This is a genomic window from Streptomyces sp. NBC_01717, from assembly GCF_036248255.1.
Classification (GTDB): domain Bacteria; phylum Actinomycetota; class Actinomycetes; order Streptomycetales; family Streptomycetaceae; genus Streptomyces.
In genome coordinates, this window is record NZ_CP109178.1 from 5,544,654 (window position 1) to 5,567,942 (window position 23,289).

General features: G+C 70.5%; 21 protein-coding genes, 1 tRNA gene and 1 pseudogene. 8 read left to right on the forward strand and 15 right to left on the reverse strand.

All coding sequences use genetic code 11. From position 1 onward, the window contains the following. Positions 1-8: 8 nt before the first annotated feature. Entirely contained in the window at positions 9-452 is a 444-nt protein-coding gene (locus tag OHB49_RS25180) for a GNAT family N-acetyltransferase (RefSeq protein ID WP_030976845.1), read from the reverse strand. Positions 453-730: 278 nt separating this feature from the next. On the opposite strand from OHB49_RS25180, the gene OHB49_RS25185 reads away from it, so the two are divergent. Further along, positions 731-1,516, forward strand: coding sequence for a LuxR C-terminal-related transcriptional regulator (locus OHB49_RS25185; RefSeq protein ID WP_030976847.1), 786 nt, complete (start codon positions 731-733; stop codon positions 1,514-1,516). Here the strand turns inward: OHB49_RS25185 and OHB49_RS25190 are convergent. Then, positions 1,475-1,972: a MarR family winged helix-turn-helix transcriptional regulator gene (locus tag OHB49_RS25190; RefSeq protein WP_030976849.1), complete on the reverse strand. Its 498-nt coding sequence runs from the start codon at positions 1,970-1,972 to the stop codon at positions 1,475-1,477. The two genes, OHB49_RS25185 and OHB49_RS25190, sit on opposite strands and share 42 nt — an antisense overlap. An 88-nt stretch (positions 1,973-2,060) precedes the next feature. Between OHB49_RS25190 and OHB49_RS25195 the strand changes: the two genes are divergently transcribed. Next, positions 2,061-2,858 (forward strand): trans-aconitate 2-methyltransferase, encoded by a 798-nt coding sequence (locus OHB49_RS25195; RefSeq protein ID WP_329163232.1) that lies wholly within the window; start codon positions 2,061-2,063, stop codon positions 2,856-2,858. Continuing rightward, positions 2,858-3,223 carry a VOC family protein gene (locus tag OHB49_RS25200; protein WP_329163233.1) on the forward strand — a complete coding sequence of 122 codons (366 nt, stop codon included), beginning with the start codon at positions 2,858-2,860 and terminating at the stop codon, positions 3,221-3,223. The genes OHB49_RS25195 and OHB49_RS25200 overlap by 1 nt, the downstream gene beginning before the upstream one ends. Positions 3,224-3,336: 113 nt before the next feature. Here the strand turns inward: OHB49_RS25200 and OHB49_RS25205 are convergent, their stop codons facing one another. Together OHB49_RS25205 and OHB49_RS25210 are read right to left on the reverse strand one after the other, a co-directional pair. Then, entirely contained in the window at positions 3,337-4,023 is a 687-nt protein-coding gene (locus OHB49_RS25205) for a TetR/AcrR family transcriptional regulator (protein WP_329163234.1), read from the reverse strand. Then, on the reverse strand, positions 4,020-5,021 hold the full coding sequence (locus tag OHB49_RS25210; RefSeq protein WP_329163235.1) for an acyl-CoA desaturase: 1,002 nt from the start codon (positions 5,019-5,021) through the stop codon (positions 4,020-4,022). The genes OHB49_RS25205 and OHB49_RS25210 overlap by 4 nt, the downstream gene beginning before the upstream one ends. Positions 5,022-5,296: 275 nt before the next feature. Between OHB49_RS25210 and ppc the strand changes: the two genes are divergently transcribed. Next, complete coding sequence (ppc, locus tag OHB49_RS25215; protein ID WP_030976859.1) at positions 5,297-8,026, forward strand: phosphoenolpyruvate carboxylase; 2,730 nt, start codon at positions 5,297-5,299, stop codon at positions 8,024-8,026. Positions 8,027-8,056: 30 nt separating this feature from the next. Here the strand turns inward: ppc and OHB49_RS25220 are convergent, their stop codons facing one another. The 7 genes and pseudogenes from OHB49_RS25220 to OHB49_RS25250 all read right to left on the reverse strand — a co-directional run. Continuing rightward, complete coding sequence (locus OHB49_RS25220) at positions 8,057-8,527, reverse strand: hypothetical protein (RefSeq protein ID WP_030976861.1); 471 nt, start codon at positions 8,525-8,527, stop codon at positions 8,057-8,059. An 86-nt stretch (positions 8,528-8,613) separates the two neighbouring features. Next, positions 8,614-9,207, reverse strand: coding sequence for an aminoacyl-tRNA hydrolase (gene pth / locus OHB49_RS25225; RefSeq protein WP_030976863.1), 594 nt, complete (start codon positions 9,205-9,207; stop codon positions 8,614-8,616). A 127-nt stretch (positions 9,208-9,334) separates the two neighbouring features. Beyond that, positions 9,335-9,922 (reverse strand): 50S ribosomal protein L25/general stress protein Ctc, encoded by a 588-nt coding sequence (locus OHB49_RS25230; protein WP_030976865.1) that lies wholly within the window; start codon positions 9,920-9,922, stop codon positions 9,335-9,337. A gap of 182 nt (positions 9,923-10,104) precedes the next feature. Then, a complete protein-coding gene (locus tag OHB49_RS25235; RefSeq protein WP_030976866.1) occupies positions 10,105-11,079 on the reverse strand; it encodes a ribose-phosphate diphosphokinase in 975 nt (324 codons plus the stop codon). 120 nt (positions 11,080-11,199) lie between these two features. Continuing rightward, positions 11,200-12,648: a bifunctional UDP-N-acetylglucosamine diphosphorylase/glucosamine-1-phosphate N-acetyltransferase GlmU gene (gene glmU, locus OHB49_RS25240; RefSeq protein ID WP_329163241.1), complete on the reverse strand. Its 1,449-nt coding sequence runs from the start codon at positions 12,646-12,648 to the stop codon at positions 11,200-11,202. Positions 12,649-12,757: 109 nt separating this feature from the next. Further along, a tRNA-Gln gene (locus OHB49_RS25245) sits at positions 12,758-12,829 on the reverse strand. Positions 12,830-12,839: 10 nt separating this feature from the next. Further along, positions 12,840-13,309 (reverse strand): annotated as a pseudogene (locus OHB49_RS25250) (hypothetical protein); the annotation flags it as partial. 204 nt (positions 13,310-13,513) lie between these two features. Here OHB49_RS25250 and OHB49_RS25255 point away from each other — a divergent pair. Next, the gene (locus OHB49_RS25255) at positions 13,514-14,830 is read left to right on the forward strand and encodes a sensor histidine kinase (RefSeq protein ID WP_030976872.1); all 1,317 of its coding nucleotides are present in this window, start codon (positions 13,514-13,516) and stop codon (positions 14,828-14,830) included. 70 nt (positions 14,831-14,900) lie between these two features. Here OHB49_RS25255 and OHB49_RS25260 read toward each other — a convergent pair whose 3' ends face one another. Both OHB49_RS25260 and OHB49_RS25265 read right to left on the reverse strand, forming a co-directional pair. Next, complete coding sequence (locus OHB49_RS25260; RefSeq protein WP_329163244.1) at positions 14,901-15,455, reverse strand: SUKH-3 domain-containing protein; 555 nt, start codon at positions 15,453-15,455, stop codon at positions 14,901-14,903. 10 nt (positions 15,456-15,465) lie between these two features. After that, a complete protein-coding gene (locus OHB49_RS25265; RefSeq protein WP_030976875.1) occupies positions 15,466-15,990 on the reverse strand; it encodes a YwqJ-related putative deaminase in 525 nt (174 codons plus the stop codon). A 289-nt stretch (positions 15,991-16,279) separates the two neighbouring features. Here OHB49_RS25265 and OHB49_RS25270 point away from each other — a divergent pair, with 289 nt between their 5' ends. The 3 genes from OHB49_RS25270 (at position 16,280) to OHB49_RS25280 (ending at position 20,959) form a co-directional block, all read left to right on the forward strand. After that, positions 16,280-17,257, forward strand: a complete 978-nt coding sequence (locus tag OHB49_RS25270) for an SMI1/KNR4 family protein (protein ID WP_030976877.1) — start codon at positions 16,280-16,282, stop codon at positions 17,255-17,257. Positions 17,258-17,262: 5 nt separating this feature from the next. Next, positions 17,263-19,872, forward strand: coding sequence for an SUKH-4 family immunity protein (locus tag OHB49_RS25275; protein WP_329166612.1), 2,610 nt, complete (start codon positions 17,263-17,265; stop codon positions 19,870-19,872). 193 nt (positions 19,873-20,065) lie between these two features. Then, complete coding sequence (locus OHB49_RS25280; protein WP_030976881.1) at positions 20,066-20,959, forward strand: hypothetical protein; 894 nt, start codon at positions 20,066-20,068, stop codon at positions 20,957-20,959. 130 nt (positions 20,960-21,089) lie between these two features. Here OHB49_RS25280 and OHB49_RS25285 read toward each other — a convergent pair whose 3' ends face one another. Both OHB49_RS25285 and OHB49_RS25290 read right to left on the reverse strand, forming a co-directional pair. After that, entirely contained in the window at positions 21,090-22,718 is a 1,629-nt protein-coding gene (locus OHB49_RS25285; RefSeq protein ID WP_329163250.1) for a sodium/solute symporter, read from the reverse strand. Then, the gene (locus OHB49_RS25290) at positions 22,715-23,215 is read right to left on the reverse strand and encodes a DUF485 domain-containing protein (protein WP_329163251.1); all 501 of its coding nucleotides are present in this window, start codon (positions 23,213-23,215) and stop codon (positions 22,715-22,717) included. Before OHB49_RS25290 ends, OHB49_RS25285 begins: the two co-directional genes overlap by 4 nt. Positions 23,216-23,289: the final 74 nt, after the last annotated feature.

The following is a 23,289-nucleotide window of genomic DNA, read 5'->3' on the forward strand; positions in this document are numbered from 1 at the left end:
CCCGTCGGTCAGCCGAAGGCCTTCGTCAGGATGAACTCGGTGACGCCGGGCGGGTAGTTGTCGACCTGCCCGATCACCTCGTACCCCCGCTTGCGGTAGAAGCCGGGGGCCTGGAACCCCCAGGTCTCCAACCGGGAGCGGGTGCAGGCACGGTCCGTCACGGCCACCCGTTCGGCCTCGGCGAGCAGCTGCGAGCCGAGGCCGGAGCCGCGGTGCCGGTCGTCGACCCAGAGCAGATCCACATGGAGCCAGTACGCCCAGGTGCGTCCGGTCAGCCCGCCGGCCAGCCCGCCTCGGCCGTCCATCGCCCATACCTCCAGCGGGAGTTCGTGCTCGGCGGGCGTGGCGAGCAGGGCGCGGAGCTCCGGGGAGCGCTCCCTGTTGCTGCGGTGCAGCCGTTCACCCAGCAGAAGGCGACGATCTTTGTCTACTTCTGTCTCAAGACGAAACATGAACCACACCTTAAACACCGAGGTCCATCAGTTCTGTCAATTGCCTTCCGCTCCGGGCCCTCAGTCGTACGCTGATGCACAGTACCGGTGGGGGCCGGTGCTGATTCAGGGGTACGAGACAGTCGGGTACGGCGCCCGGGGCGGGGTGGCAATCGGCACACGGCGGCGGCCGTAGGACTGAGGTTCACTCATCGCTCCGGGCGTCGTGCCCGCACCGGTCCGCACCCCGTCGGGGGGCCAGGGGGTGGCCCCGCACCAGACGCAGCATGGGGGTGCCTGTGGTTCGTATCCGGGTTCTCGTGGTGGACGACCACCGCATTTTCGCCGAGTCGCTCGCGGCGGCCCTCGCGGCCGAGCCGGACGTCGACGTGGCGGCGGCCGGCAGTGGCCCCGCCGCGCTGCGATGTCTGGAGCGGGCGGCCGCCGAAGGCCGTAGGTACGACGTGATACTCGTCGACGCCGAACTCGGCACCCTGTCGCCGGGCGGTGGGCGCATGGCCTCGGGCCCGGTCCCGGTCCCGGCACCGAACAGCGGCGAGAGCGCGCCGGTCGACGGGCTCTCGCTGGTCGCCGGCGTCCGTGCGGGCCAGCCGTCCGCCCGTACGGTGGTGCTCGCCGAGAAGGACGACCCGCGCCGGGCCGCGCTCGCGCTGCAGGCCGGGGCGTCGGGCTGGGTCGCCAAGGACTGCTCGCTGCAACGGCTGCTCACGGTCATCCGGGGCGTGCTCCGTGACGAGACGCATCTGCCTCCCGCGCTGCTCACCGGTGTGCTGCGGGAGCTGACGGCGGCCCGCAAGCACCGCACCGAGAGCGAGCGGCTGGTCGAGTCGCTGACCCCGCGCGAGCGCGAGGTGCTGCGCTGCATGGTGGCGGGGCTGGGCCGCAAGGCGGTGGCGGAGCGGCTCTTCCTCTCCCCGCACACGGTGCGCACGCATATGCAGAACGTGCTGGGGAAGCTGGGCGTGCACTCGACCCTGGCCGCCGTCGCGCTGGCCCGACGGGCGGGCGTCGGACCGGCCGAGCTAGCCGGGGATGTTGTCGAACGGGGCGGTCAACTGGCGTAGCAGCGAGGCCAGTTCACCGCGCTGGTGACGGGAGAGCTCGCCCAGGATGGCACGCTCCTGGGCGAGCAGGCCGGCCAGCGACTGGTCGGCCTTGTCGCGCCCCTCGGGGGTGAGCCGGACCAGCACGCCCCGCCGGTCGCTGGGGTCGGGGAGCCGCTCGACGAGGTTCTTCTTGGTGAGCCGGTCGATGCGGTTGGTCATCGTGCCCGAAGTGACCAGCGTCTGGGTCAGCAGCTGGCCGGGAGAGAGCTGATACGGGGCACCTGCGCGGCGCAGCGACGTCAGTACGTCGAACTCCCACGGCTCGAGATTGTGTTCGGAGAACGCGATCCGGCGGGCCCGGTCGAGGTGACGGGCGAGGCGCGAGACGCGGCTGAGCACCTCGAGCGGTTCCACGTCGAGGTCGGGGCGCTCGCGGCGCCATGCAGCGACCAGACGGTCGACCTCGTCCTCCATGTGGATCAGTGTAAAGGGTCTGTCGACATGAAGTCTCTTGAACTCAAGTGTCTTGACATCAAGATACCTCGATGGTGATCCTGACTGCATGACGACACCGACCTGGGACCCGCAGCAGTACCTGCGCCACGCCGACCACCGCACCCGCCCGTTCCACGACCTCCTGGCCCGCATCCCGGAGCTCCCGGCCGCACCCGCACCCCGCATCGCGGACCTCGGCTGCGGAGCGGGCAACGTGACGGTCCTCCTCGCCGACCGCTGGCCCGAGGCCCGCATCACCGGCTACGACAACTCCCCCCAGATGCTGGAACAGGCCCGCGCCCACGCCACCCCCCTCCTGGACTTCGCCGAGGCGGACGCCACCACCTGGACGCCGGACGAACCGTACGACCTGATCGTCTCCAACGCCCTGCTCCAGTGGGTCCCCGGCCACGCCGACCGCTTCCCGGCCTGGCTGGACGGCATCACCCCCGGCGGTACGTTCGCCTTCCAGGTCCCCGGCAACTTCGACCAGCCCACGCACGTCCTGATGCGCGAACTGGCCGAGTCCCCGCGCTGGCGCTCCCGCCTGACCGGCATCCTGCGCCACGCCGACGCCGTCCTGACACCCACCGCCTACCTGGACACGCTCACCGCCCCCGGCATCACGGCGGACGTCTGGGAGACCACCTACCTCCACCTCCTGCAGGGCGAGGACGCCGCCCTGGACTGGGTCAAGGGCACCGGCCTGCGCCCGATCCTGACGGCGCTCGCGGACGACCCGCAGGCCAAGGAGGCCTTCCTCACCGAATACCGCGACGCGCTGCGCACCGCCTACCCGAAGGGTCCGCACGGCACGGTCTTCCCGTTCCGCCGCATCTTCGCCGTGGCCCACAAGGAGAAGTGATGATCGCCGCGATGGACCACGTCCAACTGGCCGCCCCGGCAGGCTCGGAGGACGCACTACGCGCCTTCTACGTGGACGCCCTCGGGATGACGGAGATCCCCAAGCCCCCGGTCCTCGCAACCCGAGGCGGCTGCTGGTTCCGGACGGGTCCCGTCCAGCTGCACCTGGGCGTCGAAGCGGACTTCCGCCCGGCGAAGAAGGCCCACCCGGGGCTGCGGGTCACGGACATCGAGGCGTTCGCGGCGCGCCTGGAGGCGCACGGCGCACCGGTGCGGTGGGACGGCGACCTGCCGGGACACCGCCGGTTCTTCAGCCACGACCCGGTCGGCAACCGGCTGGAGTTCCTGGAACCGGTGGACGGCTGAGTACCGGAGCCGGTGCGGGACGGGACGTCGGCAACGGCCGGCGGGCCCATCCCGGACGACAGGGCGGGCCCGCTCACGCACCGTGTCGGCGCACCGGTTCCTCCGGTGACCGGTCAGTTCTTCCGGTGGCCGATCAGCCGCGGCTTCGACTCCAGATTCTCCAGGCCGTGCCAGGCCAGGTTCACCAGATGCGCCGCCACCTCCGCCTTCTTCGGCTTGCGTACGTTCAGCCACCACTGGCCCGTCAGCGCCACCATGCCGACCAGCGCCTGCGCGTACAGCGGGGCCAGCTTCGGGTCGAAGCCGCGGGCCTTGAACTCCAGGCCCAGGATGTCCTCCACCTGGGTGGCGATGTCACTGATCAGCGACGCGAAGGTGCCCGTCGACTGGGCGACGGGGGAGTCGCGGACCAGGATGCGGAAGCCGTCCGTGTACGTCTCGATGTAGTCGAGCAGGGCGAACGCGGCCTGTTCCAGGAGCTCGCGCGGGTGGCCCGCCGTCAGGGCGCCGGTCACCATGTCGAGGAGCTGGCGCATCTCGCGGTCCACCACGACGGCGTACAGGCCCTCCTTGCCTCCGAAGTGTTCGTAGACGACCGGCTTGGAGACGCCGGCCCGGGCCGCGATCTCCTCGACCGAGGTGCCTTCGAAGCCCTTGTCGGCGAAGAGGATGCGGCCGATGTCCAGCAGCTGTTCGCGGCGTTCCTTGCCCGTCATCCTCACGCGGCGGGTCCGCCGGGTGGAGGAGGGACGGTTCTTCTCGCTGCTCGTGCTGCCGTCGGTCGCCACGTTGTCAATCATGCCGCGTCGGCACGCGCGGACTCGCGCCGGGAGTCGATACGCCGGGAGTCGATCCGGGACGCGTCCGGCCAGCGCACGTCGTACGCCCAGCCGAGCTTCTCGAACCAGCGGATCAGCCGGGCGCTGGAGTCGACCTGGCCCTTCATGACCCCGTGCCGGGCGCTCGTCGGGTCCGCGTGGTGCAGGTTGTGCCAGGACTCGCCGCAGGACAGGACCGCCAGCCACCACACATTGCCGGACCGGTCGCGGGACTTGAAGGGACGCTTACCGACCGCGTGGCAGATGGAGTTGATCGACCACGTGACGTGGTGCAGAAGAGCCACCCGTACGAGAGAGCCCCAGAAGAACGCCGTCGCCGCACCCCACCACGACATCGTCACCAGACCGCCGACCAGTGGCGGGATCGCCAGCGAGACGATCGTGAACGTGAGGAAGTGGCGGGAGATCCCGCGGAGCGCCGGGTCCTTGACCAGGTCCGGGGCGTACTTGTGCTGCGGCGTCTGCTCCTCGTCGAACATCCAGCCGATGTGCGCCCACCACAGGCCCTTCATCAGGGCCGGGAGCGTCTCGCCGAACCGCCACGGCGAATGCGGGTCGCCCTCGGCGTCGGAGAAGCGGTGGTGCTTGCGGTGGTCGGCCACCCAGCGCACCAGCGGGCCCTCCACGGCGAGCGACCCGGCGACGGCCAGGGCGATACGGAGCGGGCGTTTCGCCTTGAAGGAACCGTGGGTGAAATAGCGGTGGAAACCGATCGTGATGCCGTGGACACCGGTGAAGTACATGACGACCAGCAGACCCAGATCGAGCCAGCTCACACCGCGGCCCCAGGCCAGCGGAACCGCCGCGACCAGCGCCACGAACGGCACCACGATGAAGAGCAGCAGCGCGATCTGCTCGATCGGACGCTTCTTGTCGGCGCCGAGCGTGGCGGAGGGGAGATCCGGACCGTCGGCCGCCGGTGTCCGGGCGTCGTCGATCACGTCGGGGGTGGTGTTCATGGGGAGCCCCTGGAGGGTGAGAAGTACGACGGACAGCTCTGGCTACGCATCCGTAACCTACGGCTTCGTAAGTATGGCAGCGCCGAGGCCCGCAGCACGAGAGCTGCAGGCCTCCGCCATGAAGGGGAACGGTGGTCGGGCCGACAGCAGCGCCGACGGCGCGGCCACCTATCCTGGAAGCGTCGGACAGCGCGGTCCGCACTCTGCTTTCCCGGGGCCCGTGTCAGCCGCCGGCCCCGGATCCGGTGCTCAACCACTGCAAGGAGCCGCACACTGTGAGCAGTGCCGACCAGACCCCCGCCGCCAACGCCGAGCTGCGCGCCGACATCCGCCGCCTCGGCGACCTGCTGGGCGAGACCCTCGTACGCCAGGAGGGCCAGGAACTCCTCGACCTCGTCGAGCGTGTCCGTGCCCTGACCCGTACCGACGGCGAGGCCGCCGCCGAACTCCTCGGCGACACGGACCTGGAGACCGCCGCACAGCTCGTGCGCGCCTTCTCCACCTACTTCCACCTGGCCAACGTGACCGAGCAGGTCCACCGCGCCCACGAGATGCGCGACCGGCGCGCCGCCGAGGGCGGGCTGCTGGCCCGTACCGCCGACCGGCTGAAGGACGCGGACCCCGAGCACCTGCGCGAGACCGTCAAGAACCTCAACGTACGGCCCGTCTTCACCGCACACCCCACCGAGGCCGCGCGGCGCTCCGTACTGAACAAGCTCCGCCGCATCGCCGAGCTGCTCGACACCCCCGTCATCGAGGCCGACCGGCGCCGCCACGACCTGCGGCTCGCCGAGAACATCGACCTCATCTGGCAGACCGACGAACTGCGCGTGGTCCGCCCCGAGCCGGCCGACGAGGCCCGCAACGCCATCTACTACCTCGACGAACTGCACGCCAGCGCCGTCGGGGACGTACTCGAGGACCTCGCGGCCGAGCTGGAGCGGGTCGGCGTCGAGCTGCCCGCCGGAACCCGCCCGCTGACCTTCGGCACCTGGATCGGCGGCGACCGCGACGGCAACCCCAACGTGACGCCCGCCGTCACCTGGGACGTGCTGATCCTCCAGCACGAACACGGCATCACCGACGCGCTGGAACTCGTCGACCACCTGCGCGGTCAGCTCTCCAACTCCATCCGCTACACCGGCGCCACCGACGAGCTGCTGACCTCCCTGCAGGCCGACCTGGAACGCCTCCCCGAGATCAGCCCGCGCTACAAGCGGCTGAACGCCGAGGAGCCGTACCGTCTCAAGGCCACCTGCATCCGGCAGAAGCTCGTCAACACCCGCGAGCGCCTCGCCGGCGGCACTCCGCACCGCCCCGGCTGCGACTACCTCGGCACCGCCGAACTCCTCGCCGACCTGGAACTCATCCAGACCTCCCTGCGCGAACACCGCTGCGGCCTCTTCGCCGACGGGCGGATGAACCGCACCATCCACACCCTCTCCGCATTCGGCCTGCAGCTCGCCACCATGGACGTACGCGAACACGCCGACGCCCACCACCACGCCCTCGGCCAGCTCTTCGACCGGCTCGGCGAGGAATCCTGGCGCTACGCCGACATGCCGCGCGACTACCGGCAGAAGCTCCTCGCCAAGGAGCTCCGCTCACGCCGCCCGCTCGCCCCGACCCCGGCCCCGCTGGACGCCGCGGGCGAGAAGACCCTCGGCGTCTTCCACACCATCAAGGAAGCCTTCGAACGATTCGGCCCCGAGGTCATCGAGTCGTACATCATCTCGATGTGCCAGGGCGCCGACGACGTCTTCGCCGCCGCCGTACTCGCCCGCGAGGCCGGACTGCTCGACCTGCACGGCGGCTGGGCCAAGATCGGCATCGTGCCGCTCCTGGAGACCACCGACGAGCTGCGCGCCGCCGACGTGATCCTGGACGAAATGCTCGCCGACCCGTCCTACCGGCGGCTCGTCTCCCTCCGCGGCGACGTCCAGGAGGTCATGCTCGGATACTCCGACTCCTCCAAGTTCGGCGGCATCACCACCTCCCAGTGGGAGATCCACCGCGCGCAGCGCCGGCTCCGCGACGTCGCCCACCGCTACGGCGTACGGCTGCGGCTCTTCCACGGCCGCGGCGGCACCGTCGGCCGCGGCGGCGGCCCCTCGCACGACGCGATCCTCGCGCAGCCGTGGGGCACGCTGGAGGGCGAGATCAAGGTGACCGAACAGGGCGAGGTCATCTCCGACAAGTACCTCATCCCCGCGCTCGCCCGGGAGAACCTGGAGCTGACCGTCGCGGCCACCCTCCAGGCGTCCGCACTGCACACCGCGCCCCGCCAGTCCGACGAGGCCCTCGCACGCTGGGACGCGGCGATGGACACCGTCTCCGACGCCGCGCACGACGCCTACCGCAAGCTGGTCGAGGACCCCGACCTGCCCGCGTACTTCTTCGCATCCACCCCCGTCGACCAGCTCGCCGAACTCCACCTCGGCTCGCGCCCCTCGCGCCGCCCGGACTCAGGCGCCGGACTCGACGGCCTGCGGGCCATCCCGTGGGTCTTCGGCTGGACCCAGTCCCGGCAGATCGTGCCCGGCTGGTTCGGTGTCGGCTCCGGGCTCAAGGCACTGCGCGAAGCCGGCCTGGACACCGTTCTGGAAGAGATGCACGAGCAGTGGCACTTCTTCCGGAACTTCCTCTCGAACGTGGAGATGACACTCGCCAAGACCGACCTGCGGATCGCCCGCCACTACGTCGACACGCTCGTCCCCGACGAGCTGAAGCACGTCTTCGCCGACATCGAGGCCGAGCACGCGCTCACGGTCAAGGAAGTCCTCAAGGTCACCGGCGGAACCGAACTGCTCGGCACCAGCCCGGTGCTCCAGCAGACCTTCGCCATCCGCGACGCCTACCTGGACCCGATCTCCTACCTCCAGGTCTCGCTCCTGGCCCGCCAGCGCGCGGCCGCAGAGCGCGGTGAGGAAGCCGACCCGCTGCTCGCCCGGGCCCTGCTGCTCACCGTGAACGGTGTCGCCGCGGGCCTGCGCAACACCGGCTGACCCGCCCGGCAGTGCGCGGGCGTGGTTCTGTCACAGGGCGATGAACGTCGCCACCAGCAGAGCCGCGCCCGCGATCCCGGTGGACCAGGCGATCCGGGTCAGCCGCAGACCACCACCGATGATCAGGGCGGCCAGCAGCAGCGCACCGCCCAGTGGTGTCCAGGCATGCAGAAAACCCGGAAGCCCCGTGCGCACGACAACGTCCGTGCCAGGCTTCACGACGACCGGGAACCTGCCGCCCTTCCGCACCGCGACGGACTTCTCCGTCGTCACGCGCGGGCGGGCGGTGGCGCCGTCGGCCGGAGCGAACGGACCCGTACAGACATCTGCACCGCAGCCGGTGACGGTCATCGTGCCGTGCTCACGGCCCTTGGCGAGGACGATGTGCTGCGCCGAGTCCCAGGAGGACACGACGCCCGCGACGAGCAGCAGCAGCGCGATACAGCCCATGGCTGCGCTGCGGCCGTACAGGAGGGCGCGGTGGGAGGAGCTCCGCTTCATGGGGAGCGATCCTTGGCCAAGCGAACGCTTTCGGTCAACTCAGAGTCAGGCCATGGCCAGAAAAGACCCCGAATTGCCCGGCTAACTCACGAGTTGTACGCGCTCTGCGCGCGCTCCAACCCCTCCGCGAGCAGGCACTCCACCGAATCCGCCGCCCGGTCCACCAGAAAACCGAGCTCCTTGCGCTCGGTGGACGAGAAGTCCTTCAGAACGAAGTCCGCAACCTGCATCCGGCCCGGCGGCCGGCCGATCCCGAACCGGATCCGGTGATAGTCGGAGCCCATCGACTTCGTCATCGACTTCAGCCCGTTGTGCCCGTTGTCGCCGCCGCCCAGCTTCAGCCGCAGCATCCCGTAATCGATGTCCAGCTCGTCATGGATCGCCACGATGTGGTCGGTCGGCACCTTGTAGAAGTCGCGCAGCGCCGTGACCGGGCCACCGGAAAGATTCATGTACGACATCGGCTTGGCCAGGATCACGCGGCGGTTCGCCGGTCCGGGCGAGCCGATACGGCCCTCGACGACCTGTGCCTGGGCCTTCTGCGCCCGCTTGAACCTCCCGCCGATCCGCTCCGCGAGAAGGTCGGCGACCATGAAGCCGACATTGTGCCGGTTCGCCGCATAGTCGGGACCGGGATTACCGAGGCCCACGATGAGCCAGGGGTCGGTGGCTTCGGACATCTGCGCTCGGTCTCCTTCGCGTACGGATGGTTCCGGATGGCCCGGATACAGGCAAACGGGGCGGCGGGTCCCCGAAGAAGGAACCGCCGCCCCGTCAGTGAAGCAGGTGAAGCGTGGAGGGCGAGGCTCAGGCCTCGGTGCCCTCGGCCTCGGCCGTCTCGGCAGCCGGCTCCTCGGCCTGCGCGGAGACGACCTGCAGGACGACAGCGTCCTCGTCGCCGGCCAGCACGGAGCCGGAGGGCAGCGGGATGTCCTTGGCGAGGATGGAGTCACCGGCGTCGAGGCCCGCGATGGAGACCGTGACCGACTCGGGGATGTGGGTGGCCTCGGCCTCGACGAGCAGGGTGTTCTGCACGTACTCGAGGAGGTTGCCGCCCGGGGCCAGCTCGCCCTCGACGTGCACGGCGATCTCGACGTTGACCTTCTCGCCGCGCTTGACCGTCAGCAGGTCGACGTGCTCGATGTCGCCCTTGAGCGGGTTGCGCTGCACGGCCTTCGGGATGACCAGCGTGTCCTTGCCCTCGATCTCCAGACCGATCAGCACGTTGGCGGTGCGGAGCGCAAGGAGCAGGTCGTGGGCCGGCAGCGTGACGTGGACCGGCTCGGCGCCGTGGCCGTAGACGACCGCGGGGACCTGGTTCTCACGACGGGCGCGACGGGCGGCACCCTTGCCGAACTCGGTACGGGGCTGGGTGGCGAGCTTGATCTCGGCCATGACTGCACTCCTCGTGGGGTGACGAAAACTGGATGGTCACCCGGCCCACGACAGGCCTGCTACGAAGAGCGCGTCGATAACGGACCGCCGTACCCATGAGTACGGCCTCCCTCGCCGAGCAACTCGCTGAGTCTACCCGGCGGGGAGGCCGCACCCAAAGTGGATCTTTTCCGCAGTGTTGCTTACTGCTCCTCGAAGAGGCTCGTCACCGAACCGTCCTCGAAGACCTCGCGCACCGCGCGCGCGATCGTCGGCGCGATCGAGAGCACCGTGATCTTGTCGAGCTCCAGCTCACCCGGGGTCGGCAGCGTGTCCGTGAAGACGAACTCGCTGACCTTGGAGTTCTTCAGCCGGTCCGCAGCCGGGCCGGACAGCACACCGTGCGTCGCCGTCACTATGACGTCCTCGGCGCCGTGCGCGAACAGCGCGTCGGCGGCGGCACAGATGGTGCCACCGGTGTCGATCATGTCGTCGACCAGGACACAGACCCGGCCCTTGACGTTACCGACGACCTCATGGACCGTCACCTGGTTCGCGACGTCCTTGTCACGGCGCTTGTGGACGATCGCCAGCGGGGCGTCCAAGCGGTCGCACCAACGGTCGGCGACCCGCACACGGCCGGCGTCCGGGGAGACGATCGTCAGCTTCGACCGGTCGACCTTGGCACCGACGTAGTCGGCGAGGATCGGCAGCGCGAAGAGGTGGTCGACCGGACCGTCGAAGAAGCCCTGGATCTGGTCGGTGTGCAGGTCGACGGTGAGGATGCGGTCGGCACCCGCCGTCTTCATCAGGTCGGCGACCAGACGGGCCGAGATCGGCTCGCGGCCACGGTGCTTCTTGTCCTGACGGGCGTAACCGTAGAACGGCACGATCACCGTGATCGAACGGGCCGACGCGCGCTTCAGCGCGTCCAGCATGATCAGCTGCTCCATGATCCACTTGTTGATCGGAGCCGTGTGGCTCTGGATCAGGAAGCAGTCGGCGCCGCGGGCGGACTCCTGGAAGCGGACATAGATCTCACCGTTGGCGAAATCGAAGGCCTTCGTCGGCACGAGGCCGACACCCAGTTGGTGCGCAACCTCCTCGGCCAGCTCGGGGTGGGCGCGGCCGGAGAAGAGCATCAGCTTCTTCTCGCCGGTCGTCTTGATCCCGGTCACAGCACAGTCTCCTCAGACGTGTTCCTGGCGCTGCACGCATGTGTCCCGATGTGCAACGAGCCAGCCGAAATGGGGTGAGCATCTATCACGGTACGCCGTGCGCGGCGCACCCGTTTCCGGTCAGCTTTCGCTGTCGGCCTCCTGTGCAGCGGCCTGAGCCGCCTGTGCGGCAGCGCTGCCCGGACGCTTACGGGCCACCCAACCCGCGATATTCCTTTGCTGACCGCGGGCGACGGCCAGCGAACCGGGCGGCACATCCTTGGTGATCACCGAGCCGGCGGCGGTGTACACACCGTCCCCGATCGTGACGGGTGCCACAAACATATTGTCCGAACCGGTCCGGCAATGTGAGCCGATCGTCGTGTGGTGCTTCGCCACACCGTCGTAGTTCACGAAGACGCTGGCGGCACCGATGTTGGTGTGATCACCGATCGTCGCGTCGCCGACATAGCTCAGGTGCGGCACCTTCGTGCCCTCGCCGATCGTGGCGTTCTTCATCTCCACGTACGTACCGGCCTTGGCCTTCGCGCCGAGGCTGGTGCCGGGGCGCAGATACGCGTACGGACCGACCGTCGAGCCCGGGCCGATCTCCGCCCGGTCCGCGACCGAGTTGTCGACACGCGCACCCGCGTGCACGGTGGTGTCCGTCAGCCGGGTGTTCGGGCCGACCTCGGCGTCCTCGGCGAGGTGCGTGGTGCCGAGCAGCTGCGTACCGGGGTGCACGATCGCGTCCGGCTCGTACGTCACCGTGGCGTCGATCACCGTCGTCACCGGGTCCACGACGGTCACGCCGGCCAGCATCGCCCGCTCCAGCAGCCGCTGGTTCATCAGGGCTCGGGCCTGGGCGAGCTGCACCCGGTTGTTGATCCCGAGGATCTCGCGGTGGTCGGCCGCGACCGAGGCGCCGACGCGGTGCCCGGCCTCGCGCAGGATGGACAGCACATCGGTGAGGTACTCCTCGCCCTGGCTGTTGTCCGTACGGACCTTGCCGAGGGCGTCCGCGAGCAGCCGCCCGTCGAACGCGAAGACGCCGGAGTTGATCTCACGGATCGCGCGCTGGTCGTCGGTGGCGTCCTTGTGCTCGACGATCTCGGTGACCGCCCCGCTGGCAGCATCCCGGACGATCCGGCCATAGCCCGTGGCATCCGGGACCTCGGCGGTCAGCACGGTGACGGCGTTGCCGTCGGCCGTGTGGGTGGCGGCGAGCGCGGTGAGCGTCTCGCCGGAGAGCAGCGGGGTGTCGCCGCAGACGACGATCACGGTGCCCTCGACGGCGCCGCCGAGCTCTTCGAGACCGACGCGCACGGCGTGGCCGGTGCCGCCCTGGAGGGCCTGGTAGGCGGTCCGCACCTGGCTGTCGACGGTGGCGAGATGCGCGGTGACCTGCTCGCTCGCATGGCCCACGACCACGACGAGGTGCTCGGGGGTCAGCTCGCGGGCGGCGGTGACGACATGTCCGACGAGCGAGCGCCCGGAGATCTCGTGCAGAACCTTGGGAGTCTTCGACTTCATGCGGGTGCCTTCACCCGCTGCGAGGACGACGACGGCTGCCGGGCTGTTGACGCTCACAGATATGCCCTTCGGCTTCGGGTGGTGGACATCCGAAGGATACCGGGGGCGTACGGGGCGGACATGAGTGCGGGCCCTGACCGCGATGGTCAGGGCCCGCTCATCAAGGCTCCCCCGCCAGGACTCGAACCCGGACAAATAGCACCAAAAGCTACTGTGCTGCCAATTACACCACGGGGGAATAAAGCCAGCTAATCAGACATTTCCGTCTGACCGCTGGAACGGCACCCCAACACTATGCCGTACCAAGCCCCTTCCACGCGACGGTAGAGGTCGGCGTCTTGGATACCTAGATGACCAAGCAGCCTCGGTAGCTCTCCGTGGTGTTCTTCCGGGTCGTCCTCGGGTTGTGTTTCTTCAGCGTCGTCTTCTTGAGTGCGGAAGTGGGGATCCCTGCCAACTCTGCCCAGAACCGCTCTGCTCCGGGGATGTCTGCCGACTCATGGATGCTCACCCGCATGCGCATGCGGTCCTGTGTGACTCCCAGCAGGTCGAGCCGGCGCAGGTACAGCTTGATCACGTTCGGATCGCTGTTGATGAGCTGGAGGCACTCTCGTCGGCTGTACGTCTTGTCCTTGGCGCCCTCGGCCCAGTAGAGAGTCACGCCGACAAGGAAGAGCTCCCGGTCCGACAGATCGCCTACGGCGTCGCGTGCGAGGCGTGCTTGCGGAGGCTCTCGAAATCGGCGTACTTGCTGGTGATCTCCGTCATGCGACAAGCGTTGTCCGGAATGCGAACGTCCGGGTCGAAAGGTTGGCCGATTCGCAATTTCAGGCGGTGTCGACCGTTTCGGCTGTGTCCGAGCCCGGCGCGTGCTGTCCAGGTCGCCCGAAAATGAGATGCGTCCGCCCGTAGGCTGGATGCCATGACCGCAACGGGGGAACACCGGGAAGGCGCGGGATCGACCACTCGCGGCTATTGGTGGTGGGAACGACGACGCAGTGTCGCGCTGGACGTGGTGCTGGCGCTCCTGTCCGCGCTGGAATGCGCGTTGGAAGGGGTGAAGTTCGCGGGGGACGCCGGGTTGCCGGTGCCGCTGGGGGTCGTCTTCGGGCTGCTGGCGGGCTCCGTGCTGGTGGTGCGGCGGCGCTGGCCGATCGCCGTGGTGCTGGTCTCGATCGCGACGACGCCCGCGGAGATGGGCTTCCTGATGGGCCTGGTCGGCCTCTACACGCTGGCCGCGTCCGACATTCCGCGCAGGATCACCGCGGTGCTGATGGGGATGTCCCTGGTCGGGACGTTCATCGTCACCTATGTGCGGCTGCGGCAGAGCGTCTCGGTGCACGCCGGGAACTTCGGTCCCGGCGACTGGTACGTGCCGGTGCTGTCCCTCTTCATGTCGCTGGGGCTGACGGCCCCACCCGTGCTGTTCGGCCTCTACATAGGGGCGCGGCGTCGGCTGATGGAGAGCTTGCGGGAGCGGGCGGACTCGCTGGAGCGGGAGCTGTCGCTGCTTGCCGACCGGGCGGAGGAGCGGGCCGAGTGGGCGCGTACGGAGGAGCGGACGCGGATCGCGCGGGAGATGCATGACGTGGTCGCGCACCGGGTCAGCCTGATGGTGGTGCATGCCGCGGCCCTGCAGGCCGTCGCTCCGAAGGATCCGGCGAAGGCGGTACGGAACGCGGCGCTGGTCGGTGACATGGGGCGGCAGGCGCTGACGGAGCTGCGGGAGATGCTGGGCGTGCTGCGCACGGGTGATCCGATGACGGCCCGGGTCGCGAAGGTGCCGCTGGCCGCGGTGGGCCAGGCGGCGGCCGCGGCTGCCGCGGCGGCCGCGGAGGACGGCCCTCGGCTGCATGAGGTGGAGGCGTTGGTCGGGCAGTCCCGGGCGGCCGGGATGACGGTGGAGTTGTCGGTGGACGGTGAGGCGCGTCCGTATGCCCCTGAGGTGGAACAGACGGCGTACCGGGTGGTGCAGGAAGCTCTGACGAATGTCCACAAGCATGCGGCGGGTGCGAAGACGTGGGTGCGGCTGGCGCACCGCGGTTCTGAGGTCGCGATGCAGGTGGAGAACGGTCCGACGGACGGGGTGACGGCGGACGCGGGGTTGCCGAGCGGTGGCAACGGTCTGGTGGGGATGCGGGAGCGGGTGCTGGGTCTGGGGGGTGTGTTCGTGTCGGGCCCGACGGATGCGGGGGGCTTCCGGGTTTCGGCGGTGCTGCCGGACCAGCGCGCCGTGTGATTCGGCCGGCTCGGCTTTTCGGCCGCGCCTGTTCCGGGTCGCGGGGTGGGGCTGATGGTGCGGGAGCCCGTCAGCCCGACGTCAGCCGCTCCGGCTGGATCCCCCCGACGAGCATGGCCAGTGCCTGGTCGACGTTCGCGCCCAGGTACCAGTCCCCGGTGTGGTCGATGCTGTACACCCGTCCTTCGGTGTCGATCGCGAGGACGGCCTGCCCGTCGTCTTCCTCGCCGAGCGGGCTGACCTCGGTCTCCAGTGCCCGCCCCAGGTCGCCGAGTGTGCGGGCCAGGTGGAGTCCGCTCAGTGGGTCGATGCGCACCGAGGCCGGTGCGATCTGCCGGCCCGGCGCGGACGCGGTGATGTGCAGTCCGCCGAATTCGGCCCACGCCTCCACGGCCGCGGGGAAGACGGCGTGCTGATGCCCGGCGGGTGAGGTGTGGGCGCGCAGTGCGTCGGCCCATTCCTCCGCCTGCCGGATGTCCCAGCGGCCCGGCTGCCAGCCCGCGGAGCGCAGGGCGGCGTCGACGGCGACGGGGAAGCGGGGGACGGCGGCGCGGTCCGCGGGGGCCGTTCGGTCGGCCTGTCCGGGTAGGCCGGGAACGGGGTGGTCGTCGGTTCGGTCGTGCATCGGCGCGCGATCAGCCCTTCTCGGCGGTGGTCGCCGCGCTGGTGGTGGTGAGGTCGACGGGGCGTACGCCGAAGTGGGCGAGCATCGCCGTGCAGGAGCGGCAGGGCGGTGCGTAACTGCCGTGCATGGGGTCGCCGTCCTCGCGGATCCGCCGTGCGGTGAGCCGTGAGTGTTTCAGTGCCCGCCGGGCCTCGCTGCTGGTCAGCGGCTTGCGCTGGGCTCGTTTGGATCGGTCGGCCTCGGTGGCGGCGAGTTGACGGGAGAGCAGTATTGCTTCGGGGCAGCGGCCGGTGAAGCGTTCGCGCTGGCCGCTGGTGAGGGTGTCGAGGAAGTCCTGTACCAGCGGGTGCAGTACGGGTGGCTGGTCGCCTTTGCCGGCTGTGCAGGTCAGTGTCTCGCCGCGGACGGACAGCGCTGCGGCCACGGCCGGCAGGATGCCGTCGCGGCGGTGGAGCAGGCGAGGTGTGCGGCTGGTCTCGGTGCTGCTCCAGCTGAGGCGCGGATCCCCGGATGTGACTGTTTGTGCTGTGTGCATGGTGCGGATGTCCCTCCCGTGCAATCCCCCGAGTTGCGGTGACAGCCTGCCAAATGTGCCAGGTGGTGGGGAAGCTGGGTCGGTGAAACGTGTCTGCGTGTCGCGGAAGGTGGCCTGACCGTCGCTCGTCCGTCACTCAGTTGTGACGGTTGGTGATCGAAGCGGGGGGTGAAGCAGAGGCGAAGTGGAGTGGCGAGACCGCTTGTTGCGTCACCGCATAGGCTGTGCCTGGACCGCCCCCATGGGCAGGTCGGTCCTCACCAGACAGACGCAGCAGGGGGCAACCGCCATGACGACAGGTCGGCTCGGGCAGCAAGCCGCGCCACCGAACGCGGCCTACGCCGGGCAGGTCGTGCACTTCCCGGATCCGGTCCGGGCGTCCCGCCACCCCAGGGGTGTGCGCGTGGACGAGAACGGCTGCCCGGTATTCACGCCGTACGCACGGGCCGCTGCCGAGATCGCGGAGCCTCCGCAGGGCTTCGGCGTCGATGAGCTGCGGCTCACCGACTATGTCTCGGCGAACGCGGCGTTGGCGGCGACCGGCCATGAGCTGTGGGACACGATTCCGGCGGTTGCCACTCCGCACGGCTGGACCTGGCACCACGTGCCGGGCGGCCGTCGGATGGAGCTCGTTCCGGTCGAGGTCAAGGCGCTGTTGAGGCACCACGGGGGTCTCGCCACCACTGCGGTCGACCAGAACAAGCGGGGCACGCGTCCGCTGCAGGAGACCCGGCCTGCGCATTTCCGGCTCCCGAAGGGGGCGGTGGCAGTCGGCGAGCAGCAGATCCTGGGTGTCGAGGAGGACCTCGGTTACCGGCTGCCGGGCGCGTACCGCTCGTTCCTGAAGGCGGCGGGCGGTTCGGCTCCGGTGGGTGCGGCGCTCGATGCGGAGCTGGGTCTCCTGGTCGACCAGCCGTTCTTCACGGTGCGCGAAGAGGCCGGCGTGAATGACCTGGTGTACGTCAACAAGTGCCTGCGGGACCATCTCACCAAGGACTATCTGGGTGTCGGTTTCGTCCAGGGCGGCATCCTCGCGGTGAAGGTACGGGGCGACGGTGTCGGCTCGGTCTGGTTCTGTGCGTACGACGATGCCAGGGACCGGGACGGCTGGAGTGTGCAGGAGCGCGTGGACCGGCTGTTGCTGCCGTGCGGTGCGGACTTCGACGCCTTCCTGCAACGGCTGGCGGGTAATCCTCCGGAGCTGGAGACCGTGGCAAACCTGATGGTGGACGGTGGCTTCGCGTACGCCGTCCCGGTGGAGGGGTGAGCGCGATGGTGACCTTCGCGCAGGCGCAGGAGCGCGCGGAAGAGTGGGTCAACGGTGAGGTGCCCGCGTATCAGCATCGCGAGGTGCGGGTCCGCGAGTTCGAGCTGGGCTTCGTGGTGTGGGCCGAGGACCGTGCGGAGGGTCCGGTCTCGGACGGCGGCCGTCAGCGGCTGGTGATCGCCCGGGACAGCGGTGAGGCCACGCTGTGGCCCGCGCTGCCGGTGGGTGAGGTGATCCGGCGGTACGAGGAGGAGTACGGCGCACTCGACGCGGCCCCGGCCGCTCCCGAGCCGCCGCAGCGCATCGATCTGAACCAGACGTCGTTCCTGTTGAGCCCCCCGGAGTGGCTTCAGGAGGCGGCGGACAAGCTCGGGATTCCGGACCAGCGGGCGGAGCGGTCCGGGGACGAGCGTCCTGTCTCCCCCTCTGCTCCTTCCTCCTCCTCTTCTCCTTCTTCTGCTGCTCCCGAGGCCGTGGGCGGGCCCGGGCTGCCGTCCGGCGGGACGCCGTGGTCCGGCGCCGGTGCGCGGCCCGCGTACGAGCCCACCGCTCAGGACGGCGTTCCGGCCGCTGCGCCGAGTGTGCCGACGGGGGCCGCCCCGTGGGCCGGGACCGACACCAACGCGGACTCCGACGACGGGGCGGTCGCACTGCCGGCCACCGTGTTCGCGCCGCCGCTCTCGGGTGCCGATGACGACGGCACCCCGCCGCCGGCGGTGTCGGCGGAGGCGCCGACCGCGCTGATGTCCGGTGGCAGCGGGCTGCCGCGGACGGCGGTCGCTCCGGGAATGAACCCGCAGGGGCCGGGCGCGCCGGGCCCTGGAGCTCCGGTTCCGGGTGTTCCCGGTGTTCCGGGGAGTGGTGACATCGCGGACGCGGCCACCAGTAAGGCTGTGATGCCTCCGCGCGGTGCGCGCGGGGGTGGTTCGACGACTCCGCCGCCGCCCGGCGCACCCGGTACGCCGGGCGTCAGGCCGGGTGCGCCGGTACCGCCGCCCTCGGGCCCGGGTACGCCCGGCGTTCCGGCGGGCGGTTATCTGCCGACGCAGCTGGTCCCGCAGGCCGGACCGCCCGGTGTGCCGCAGCAGCCCGGTCCGCCCGCGCCTCCTGGTCCTCCCGGTCCTCCTGGTTCGACACCGCCGCCCGGTGGTGGCTTCGACCACGCCGCGACCATGCTGGCCGACCCGAGCGGCATGGGCGGCCCCGGCGCGCCTCGGCCGCCGGCCCCGCCCGGTGTGCCGCAGCAGCCCGGTCCGCCCGCGCCGCCCGGTCCTCCTGGTTCGACGCCGCCGCCCGGTGGCGGGGTGCATCAGGCCGAGACGATGTTCGCCGACCCGAGCGGCATGGCCGGCCCGACCGCGCCTCGGCCGCCCGGGGCGCCCGGCGCCCCTGGCACGCCTGGTGTGCCGCAGCAGCCCGGTCCGCCCGCGCCGCCCGGTCCTCCTGGTTCGACGCCGCCGCCCGGTGGCGGGGTGCACCATGCCGCCACGATGCTCGCGGGCCCCGGCCAGGCCGGTCCGCCCGCGCCGCAGCCGCCCGGAGCTCCCGGTATGCCGCCGGGTGGCGCGCCCGGTTCCGTACCGCCGAATCCGCACACCCCGCCGCCCCCGGCGTACGGCTATCCGCAGGCGCCGGCCGGTCAGCCGACCGTCGGCCCCGGCTACCAGGCGGTCCTGCGCTTCCGCGCGCCCGATGGCAGCGAGCAGCAGTTGATCCGCCGCTCGGCGCCCGGCACCCCGCACCCCGAGTGGCAGATGCTGCACGAGCTGCGGGCCATGAACGTGCCGCCGCAGCAGGTCATCGAGCTGCACACCGAGCTGGAGTCGTGCGAGCTGCCCGGTGGCTACTGTGCGCGCATGATCCGGGAGACCTGGCCGCAGGTGCGGATCACCAGCGTCGCCCCGTACGGCACCGATCACGCCAGCCGCCAGCAGGGCATGCAGCATCTGCTCACGCACCAGGGCGAGTTGCACCAGGTCGCGGACGGTCCGGCGCGTCCGGCTCCGGTACGGGCTCCGCTACCGCAGATGCCGCCCGCGATGCCGATCCCGCCGGAGGTCATCGCTGAGGAGCTGCTGCAGTCCTTCGGGCCGCAGGGCGTGCTCCGTTTCGACCAGCGCGCGGTGTCCCGGCAGGGGGTGCCCGAGGTCGTGGCGCGGACGCTGGTGTGGGCGGGGCTGCCCGCCGATTTCGGGCCGTTCTTCTGGGCGCAGCCGGGTCAGCCGGTGGTGCCGACGCTGGCTGAGCTGGCCGCGCAGCGGCAGGTGCAGCCGGCTGCCGACGCGGGGGCGTACCTCGTCATGGGGTCCGACTTCGGGCGGGCGATCTGTGTCCAGTACGGCACGGCGAACATCGTGGCCGTGCCGGTCGAGGCCGGTCCGGGCGGGCAGCCGGTGCCGCCGCAGTTCGTGAACACCGGGCTGCCGGAGTTCACCCGTTCGATGGCACTCCTGGGCCGGATGTGGCGGCTCCGCTTCGGCCTGAACCCGGAGCAGGCGGGCCGTTGGACAGTCGATTTCCAGGCGCAGCTGGTGGCGCTGGACTCGGCGGCGCTGGCGTCGCCGGAGAGCTGGTGGTCGGTGCTGCTCGAGCAGATGTGGGACGGGCTGATCTGACCTGATCCGACCTGCCGCGTACGAGGCGCCCGGACTCCAACAGGGGTCCGGGCGCCTCTGCGTCTGTGATCGACCGTCTTGTGACACCCGTCGCTTCCGTCCGAAAAGTACCGAAACGATTCCGACTTCTCTGCCAATTGCCGCATCCTTGACGTATTGCTTGGTGTTCGGAGAGTCGGAGAAAGGCTTCAGGATGAGTGCTGCACCGGTGTCCGCGCACGGCTTCGTCGTGATGCGCGGGCGTGGCTACCGCCCGGAGCAGGTGGACGGGTCGGTGACCGCCCTGTCGGCGGAGCGGGACGAGGCGTGGGAGCTGCTGGCCCGGCTGACCGCGCTGGCCGAGGAGCTGGAGGCCGAGTCCGCCCGGCTTGCCGAGGTCGTTGCCACGCTCGCCCCGCAGACGTACGTGTCGCTCGGCGAGCGGGCGCAGGAGATGCTGGCGCTCGCCCAGGCGGAGGCGGAGGCCGTGCGCGGTGCCGCGCTGGAGGAGGCGCAGGCGCTGCGGGACGCGGCGGACGCGGCGGCCCGCGCGTTCCGCAGCACAGCCCGCGCGGACTCCGACGCCATGCGGGCGGCAGCCGGGGCACACGCCGACGAGACGGTGTCCACGGCGCAGCGGAGCGCCGACGACATGCTTGCCGCGGCTCTCGAGGACGCCGGAGAGGTACGGGACGAGGCGCAGGCCGCGGTGGCCGAAACGCGCCGCCGCACGGCGGCCGTGCTGGCGAATCAGGAGCAGGAACACACCGAGCGGTGGAAGGCGGCCGAGCGGGAGCTGGCCGAGGCCGAAGCGGCGCAGGCCGCGCACCACGATGCGCTGACCGAGCAGGCGGAGAATCGCCTGGCCGAGGCGCGGCGGGCGCTGGCCGAGGAGGAGGAGGCCGCGCGGCACGGCCAGGAGGACGCGGAGGCGAGGGCCGCGGAGCTGATCGCTGCGGCGCGGGTGCAGGAGGAGCGGGTGGTCCGGGAGACGGAACGGATCCTGCGGGAGCACGAAGAGGGCCGCGAGGAGGTCCAGGCGCACATGGCGCACGTACGGAACTCGCTCGCGGCTCTCACCGGGCGTGGGGCTACCGCGGAGGGCTGAGCGTCGCGGGACCGGGCGTCGTAGGAGCGGGAGCCGCAGGACGGGGAACTGCAGGAACGGGAGCTGCGGACCGGGGGCTGCAGGACCGACGCATGCGTGGTCCGTGCCCTTGAGCGGATGTGGCCCGCTCCTACCCCGCCCGGCGCGCCGTTGCCGGGGGTGCGCCCGCCAGGATCCACGGCTCCTCGGCCTCGTACAGCCTGCGTTCCTCGGCCGCCGTGCGCCCGCCGAGCACCGTTCCCAGCCAGCCCGCCAGGAAACCGACCGGGATCGACACGAGCCCGGTCGTGGTGAACGGGAACCAGTTGAAGTCGCGTCCGGGAAAGACCGACCCGGGCGAGCCCGAGACCAGATTGGTGCCGGTGATCAGCACCAGCACGGCAACGGTGCCGCCGATGAGGGTGCACAGCAGCCCCGTGCGGGTGAAGCGCCGCCAGAACATGCTGTAGACGAGCGCCGGGGCCAGCGCCGACGCCCCGATGCAGATGGAGAGCATCACCAGCGCCTGGACGTTCCAGTGCCGGGCCAGTACGGCGAGCGTGATGGCGACCAGGCCGACACCGACCGCGGCTGCCTGCGCCGTGCCCATCTCGATGCGGTCCTCGACCGGCTCCTTGCCGCGGTCGCGGATCCCGTGCAGCCCGTGGGCGAACAGGTCGTGGGCGAGGGAGTTCGCGCAGGCCAGAATCATTCCGGCGACCGAGGCGAGCAGCGTCAGGAAGATGGCTGTCGTCATCATGGTGACCACCAGCGCACCGAGCTCGCCGCTGCCCGCGACCGCGCCGCTGACCTGCAGGATCGAACCGTTTCCCTGCGCTCCGGCGGCCACGATGAGGTTGTGGCCGACCAGTGCGGCCGCACCGAAGCCGATCACGGTGAGCAGCAGGCAGAGACCCACGACCACCGAGATCGCCCAGGAGAGTGAGCGGCGGACGGCCTGTGCGCTGCGGGCGCTCGACATGCGCATGGTGATGTGCGGCAGACAGGCGCCGCCGACCACCACGGTCAGTTCGGAGCTGACCATGTCGAGCCCGCTGCCGCCGAACTGCAGGCCGGAGTGGAGATACGCCGCACCGGCGCCGCTGCCCCGCTGGGCGGCGGTGAGCAGGGCGTCGGTGGACCAGCCGAAGCGGTTCATGACCAGTGCGGAGATGGTGAGGCAGGCGGCCACGAGGACGACCGTCTTGACGATCTGGATCAGGGCGGTGCCCTTCATCCCGCCGATCGCCGCGTAGCTGATCATCACGATGCCGAGGACGATGATCGAGCCGGTCCGGAATCCGGAGCTGTCGAAGCCGAGGATGAACGCGAGCAGATCGCCACTTCCTGCCAGCTGCACGACCATCAGCGGAACGAGCGCGGTCAGGGTGACCCCACAGGCGGCGATGCGGACCGCGCGGCCGGGGGCGCGGCGGGTGAGCATGTCGCCCATGGTGAACCGCCCTGCATTACGCAGCGGTTCGGCCAGCAGGAACATCAGCAGGACCAGGGAGAGGGCGGTGCTCAGGGCGAGGACGAGCCCGTCGTAGCCGGTGAGGGCGATGATTCCGGTGGTGCTGAGAAGGGTTGCGGCGGAGAGGTAGTCGCCGGCGATGGCGAGGCCGTTGCGCACCGGGGTGAGCGAGCCGTAGCCGGTGTAGAACTCGTCGAGGTCGTCGCGGTCCGGACCGGTCATCACGCAGAGCAGCAGGGTGACGGTGGCCACGGCGATGAACGCCACGAGGGACATCGTCTGGGCGGACTCGTCGAATCCGTTCATCGGGTCCCTCCTGTTCTGCGGAGTTCGGTGGCGAGCGGGTCGATCGTGCGCCGGGCGGTCCGCTCGTAGAGGGCGATCGCGAGCAGGGTCACCGGGAGTTGGCACAGACCGAGTGCGAGACCGGTGGTGAGGCCGCCGCCGAGGGGGTGGGTCATCAGCCCCGGGGCGAAGCCGGACAGCAGGAGGAAGAGCGTGAAGAAGCCGAGTGCTGTCAGCGTCGCGCCGCGCCGCAGGATGCGGTAGGCACCGCGCAGCCGGCGCAGATCGCTGTGGTGGCCGGGTGCGGGGACGGGCGTGGTGGGCGGGCTTGGCCAGCGGGGCGGGGGTGTGGGTGTGGAGCTCTGCCAGGGGAGGAGGAATGCGGGGTCGTGCGGAGGCTCGTACCGGGGCCGGTGGGTTGGCTGCGGCCGTTGGTGGCGGGGTTGGTACGGGGGACGGTGCGGCGGGCGGGGAGGCTGGTGCTCAGGGGAGGGCTGTGCGGGTTCGTACGACGACATTTGGATGCTGCTCCTTGCACGGCTTCGGGCCCGGGGACGGGCTGCAAGGGAGAAGCGCGGGTGCGCTGCCGGAT